Below are 4,610 nucleotides of genomic sequence, written 5' to 3'. Positions count from 1 at the left end.
GGCGACCTTTTTTACTGTATTTCAGTAATTTGACAACAAAAAACAAGGCTTTCGCCCTGCATTTATTTTTCTTCTGTGTAGATGTTTCCCAAGGTAACATCGATCGAACGTTTCTCCACATCAATGCTATCAATTTTCAAAATAGATTTATAGTCGGAAATCAGGCGTTCACCTTTAAACGGACCTTCTGCAAATACGGCAACTCCTGCAAGGAGACAGTCGAACTCATGTACCAGAGACTTCATCCCATTCAGTGTACCGCCGCCTTTCATGAAGTCATCAACGATCAGCACGCGTTGCCCTGGTGCAAGAGAGCGCTTAGAAAGGGTCATATTCTCTACCTTAGAGCTTGAGCCTGACATGTAGTTAACATTAAGGGTTGCCCCTTCTGTGACCTTAGGATCGCGTCTGACGATGACAAACGGGACATCTAGGATACTACTGACCGCTTGGGCAATGGGAATACCTTTTGTGGCAATGGTCATGATAGCATCGATTTGTTTGCCGACATATTCGTGAGCAATGATTTTGCCGATTTTATCGAGATTTTTGGGACTACCTAAGATATCTGAGAGGTAAATATACCCCCCAGGCAATATGCGATTGCTTTCCCCCATAAGAGCGGCGATTTCTGACGCGATCTCTTGAGAGTTTTTATCGGAAATCGCAGGGGTGAAGACGACACCGCCCGAAACACCTGCAAATGTCTCGACTGTCCCTACTTCAGTTTCATCGAAAATGCGTTTGATGATAACCAAATCCTCAGAAATCGAAGACTTAGCTGCTTTATATCGTTCACTAAAAAAAGATAGTGTCGTAAGTTTTCTAGGGTGATTCAACAAATAGTTGGTAAAATCCACCAATCGTTCACTTCTTTTCATCATGTACCCCTTTTCAATCACTAGTTTCACTTTTTTATTTTTTAAAATCTTATCCTGATATCTTCTATTATATCAAAAAACACGAACAATTAAAATTGTTCGCGTCTTCTGGTTAAGATTAACCTTGATTTTTCTTGATGATTGCTTCTTGAACTGATTTAGGCACATCTTCATAGTGGTCAAATACCATCATGAAAGTACCGCGTCCTTGTGTAGATGAACGGAGAGTTGTTGCATAACCGAACATTTCAGCAAGTGGTACAAAAGCATGAACGATTTGGCTGTTACCATGTGCTTCCATACCTTCAACACGTCCACGACGAGCTGTAACGTGGCCCATGATATCCCCAAGATTTTCTTCAGGAACAGTTACTGTTACTTTCATCATTGGTTCAAGGATAACTGGGTTCGCTTTAGGAGCAGCTGCTTTCAAAGCGTATGATGCCGCAACACGGAAGGCCGTTTCATTTGAATCGACATCATGGTATGACCCATCGTAAAGTTTTGCTTTCACGTCAACAAGTGGGTAGCCAGCAAGGACACCGTTTTGCATTGCTTCTGCCAAACCTTTTTCAACAGCTGGGATGTATTCACGCGGAACCACACCACCGACGATAGCGTTTTCGAATTCGAAACCTTTACCTTCTTCATTTGGTGTGAACTCAACCCAAACGTGACCGTATTGACCTTTACCACCTGATTGACGAACGAATTTACCTTCGGCTTGAGTGACAGGAGCACGGAATGTTTCACGGTATGATACTTGTGGCGCACCAACGTTGGCATCAACGTTGAACTCACGACGCATACGGTCAACGAGGATATCCAAGTGAAGCTCACCCATACCAGCGATCAGTGTTTCTCCAGTTTCAACGTTTGTTTCAACGCGGAATGATGGATCTTCTTCAGCAAGTTTTTGAAGGGCAACACCCATTTTATCTTGGTCAGCTTTAGATTTAGGCTCAACCATAACTTGGATAACTGGTTCTGGGAATTCGATAGATTCAAGAATAACTGGGTTTTTCTCGTCTGTTAATGAGTCTCCAGTTGTTGTATCTTTCAAACCAACAGCGGCAGCGATATCACCTGAATAAACATCGTTGATTTCGTTACGTGTGTTTGCGTGCATTTGAAGGATACGACCGATACGTTCGCGTTTACCTTTTGAAGCGTTCAAAACGTATGAACCTGATGACAAGACACCAGAGTATACACGGAAGAATGTCAAACGACCTACGAATGGGTCAGTCATAACTTTAAAGGCAAGGGCTGCAAATGGTTCTGAATCGTCAGCATGACGTTCAGTTTCTTCACCGTCAGGTGTAACACCTTTGATTGCTGGTACGTCAGTTGGTGCTGGCAAGTAGTCAACAACCGCGTCAAGCATCATTTGAACACCTTTGTTCTTGAAGGCAGAACCTGCAAGCATTGGGTAGAATTCAACGTTGATTGTTGCTTTACGGATAGCAGCTTTCAGTTCAGCTTCGCCGATTTCTTCACCTTCAAGATATTTCATCATGATGTCTTCATCAGTATCAGCAACAGCTTCGATCAATTTAGCACGCCATTCTTCAGCTTGCTCACGGTAAGCTTCTGGAATTTCTTCGTCAAGAATGTCAGTTCCAAGGTCATTTGTATAGACTTCGGCACGCATTGTTACTAAGTCGATGATTCCTTCGAAGTCTTCTTCAGCTCCGATTGGAATTTGGATTGGATGAGCGTTTGCGTTCAAACGGTCATGAAGTGTAGACAATGAGTAGAAGAAGTCTGCACCGATTTTATCCATTTTGTTAGCAAATACGATACGTGGAACACCGTATTCAGTTGCTTGACGCCAAACTGTTTCAGTTTGAGGTTCAACACCTGATTGGGCATCCAATACAGTTACCGCACCATCCAAAACACGGAGTGAACGTTGTACTTCGATTGTGAAGTCCACGTGACCTGGTGTGTCGATGATGTTGATACGTGTGTCATGCCATGCAGCTGTTGTTGCAGCTGAAGTGATTGTGATACCACGTTCTTGTTCTTGGGCCATCCAGTCCATTTGTGAAGCGCCTTCGTGGGTTTCACCAATTTTATGGATTTTACCAGTATAGTAAAGTACACGCTCAGTCGTTGTTGTTTTACCAGCGTCGACGTGAGCCATGATACCGATGTTACGAGTGTTTTCAAGTGAAAATTCGCGTGCCATTGTATAGGTCTCCTAATATATATGTTTGAGTGAAAAATACTAGGAAGGCAGGTCGCCCACCTAGTATTTTTCTTGAGTTACTTTGTTTAATTTTATCCCACTTGGGTTCTCACAATGTTATCGTGGTTAGATGATGTTTTGTGAGAAATTGCTGGTGCACCTTGCTGTTCTGACGAAATAACAAAGTTTACCGCAATTTTGATTTTGCTAGAGCTAGGTGCTTGATTTTCTGATCGCCGCGTACTGAGGTACGCAAGTGAAGAAAAGCGAGTGCATAGCCGACGCAAAATCAAAATTACCAACGGAAGTGAGCGAAGGCGCGGTTGGCTTCAGCCATTTTATGTGTGTCTTCACGTTTTTTAACTGCAGCACCAGTGTTGTTAGCTGCGTCCATGATTTCTTTAGCTAAACGGTCTTGCATTGTATGTTCACCACGTTTGCGGGCGATTGTTACCAACCAACGCAAACCAAGGGTTACACGACGTTCTGGACGTACTTCAACTGGGACTTGGTAGTTTGACCCACCAACACGGCGAGCGCGAACTTCAAGAACTGGCATGATGTTTTCCATTGCTTGTTCAAATACTTCGATAGCTTCTGTTCCAGTAGCTTCTTTGATTTGTTCGAAAGCGCCGTAAACGATGCTCGCTGACGTACCACGTTTACCATCAAGCATAACGCGGTTGATAAGGCGAGTGACTACGACTGAGTTATAAAGTGGATCTGCCAAAACTTCACGTTTTGGTGCACGATTTTTACGCATTTATCTTATCTCCTTTCAGATTATGCTTTTGGTTTTTTAGTACCGTATTTAGAACGGCCTTGTTTACGATCTGTTACACCTGCAGTATCAAGTGCACCACGAACGATATGGTAACGTACCCCTGGAAGGTCTTTTACACGTCCACCACGAAGTAATACCACGCTGTGTTCTTGTAAGTTATGGCCGATACCTGGGATGTAAGCTGTTACTTCAATCAGGTTTGACAAACGCACACGTGCGAATTTACGCAAAGCTGAGTTGGGTTTTTTAGGTGTCATTGTGCCAACACGAGTAGCAACCCCACGTTTTTGTGGTGAGTTTGTTTTCGTTTGAACTTTTTTGCGGCTGTTGAAGCCAACGTTCAAGGCTGGTGCTGTTGATTTAACAACTTTTGATTTACGCGGTTTGCGAACCAATTGGTTAATAGTAGGCATTTCTTGCTTGCTTTCAGAAGTTTATTTTGACTGACGTCAACAAGCGATAATAAACTTGAAAGCATTCCTTTCGTTTTTTCGTTTTGGGTGTGTCGGTATATGGTCGCTTACGCCAAGTTCCGACAAGAAGTTTGGATACTACATATTTAAGATACTGAGGACGGTGCGCATCGCGCAAGCTTCCATAGAAAAATAGGAATTTTCCTAAGAAGCTAGTCCGAAGTTCAGATGCTCGAAAACATGCTCCTTTTGTTTGACCAAATGAAAAAGTACCGTCTATCAGTTTATCACATAGAAAAGGCCTTGTCAAGCCTTATGTTCAAAGCACAAAGAAGCAT

At 43.0% G+C, this 4,610-nt stretch carries 4 protein-coding genes; all 4 read right to left on the bottom strand.

Translation table 11 applies throughout. The features are described from left to right. Positions 1-62: 62 nt before the first annotated feature. The 4 genes from purR to rpsL all read right to left on the bottom strand — a co-directional run bounded on the left by purR (position 63) and on the right by rpsL (position 4,272). Positions 63-881 (bottom strand): pur operon repressor, encoded by an 819-nt coding sequence (gene purR / locus LRA01S_RS10195; protein ID WP_061775508.1) that lies wholly within the window; start codon positions 879-881, stop codon positions 63-65. 118 nt (positions 882-999) lie between these two features. After that, positions 1,000-3,075 carry an elongation factor G gene (gene fusA / locus LRA01S_RS10190; protein ID WP_061775507.1) on the bottom strand — a complete coding sequence of 692 codons (2,076 nt, stop codon included), beginning with the start codon at positions 3,073-3,075 and terminating at the stop codon, positions 1,000-1,002. A 295-nt stretch (positions 3,076-3,370) separates the two neighbouring features. Then, the gene (gene rpsG / locus LRA01S_RS10185) at positions 3,371-3,838 is read right to left on the bottom strand and encodes a 30S ribosomal protein S7 (protein ID WP_003140269.1); all 468 of its coding nucleotides are present in this window, start codon (positions 3,836-3,838) and stop codon (positions 3,371-3,373) included. Positions 3,839-3,858: 20 nt separating this feature from the next. Beyond that, the gene (rpsL, locus tag LRA01S_RS10180; RefSeq protein ID WP_003140270.1) at positions 3,859-4,272 is read right to left on the bottom strand and encodes a 30S ribosomal protein S12; all 414 of its coding nucleotides are present in this window, start codon (positions 4,270-4,272) and stop codon (positions 3,859-3,861) included. Positions 4,273-4,610: the final 338 nt, after the last annotated feature.

This window comes from Pseudolactococcus raffinolactis NBRC 100932 (genome assembly GCF_001591765.1).
Classification (GTDB): Bacteria; Bacillota; Bacilli; order Lactobacillales; family Streptococcaceae; genus Pseudolactococcus; species Pseudolactococcus raffinolactis.
The sequence above is the reverse complement of the archived record's forward strand: the minus strand, read 5'-3'. Positions and strand labels throughout refer to the sequence as shown.

Coding starts and splice junctions, on each gene's coding strand:
- fusA (WP_061775507.1), bottom strand. CDS start 3,075: ATGGCACGCGAATTTTCACTTGAAAACACTCGTAACATCGGTATCATG.
- rpsG (WP_003140269.1), bottom strand. CDS start 3,838: ATGCGTAAAAATCGTGCACCAAAACGTGAAGTTTTGGCAGATCCACTT.
- purR (WP_061775508.1), bottom strand. CDS start 881: ATGAAAAGAAGTGAACGATTGGTGGATTTTACCAACTATTTGTTGAAT.
- rpsL (WP_003140270.1), bottom strand. CDS start 4,272: ATGCCTACTATTAACCAATTGGTTCGCAAACCGCGTAAATCAAAAGTT.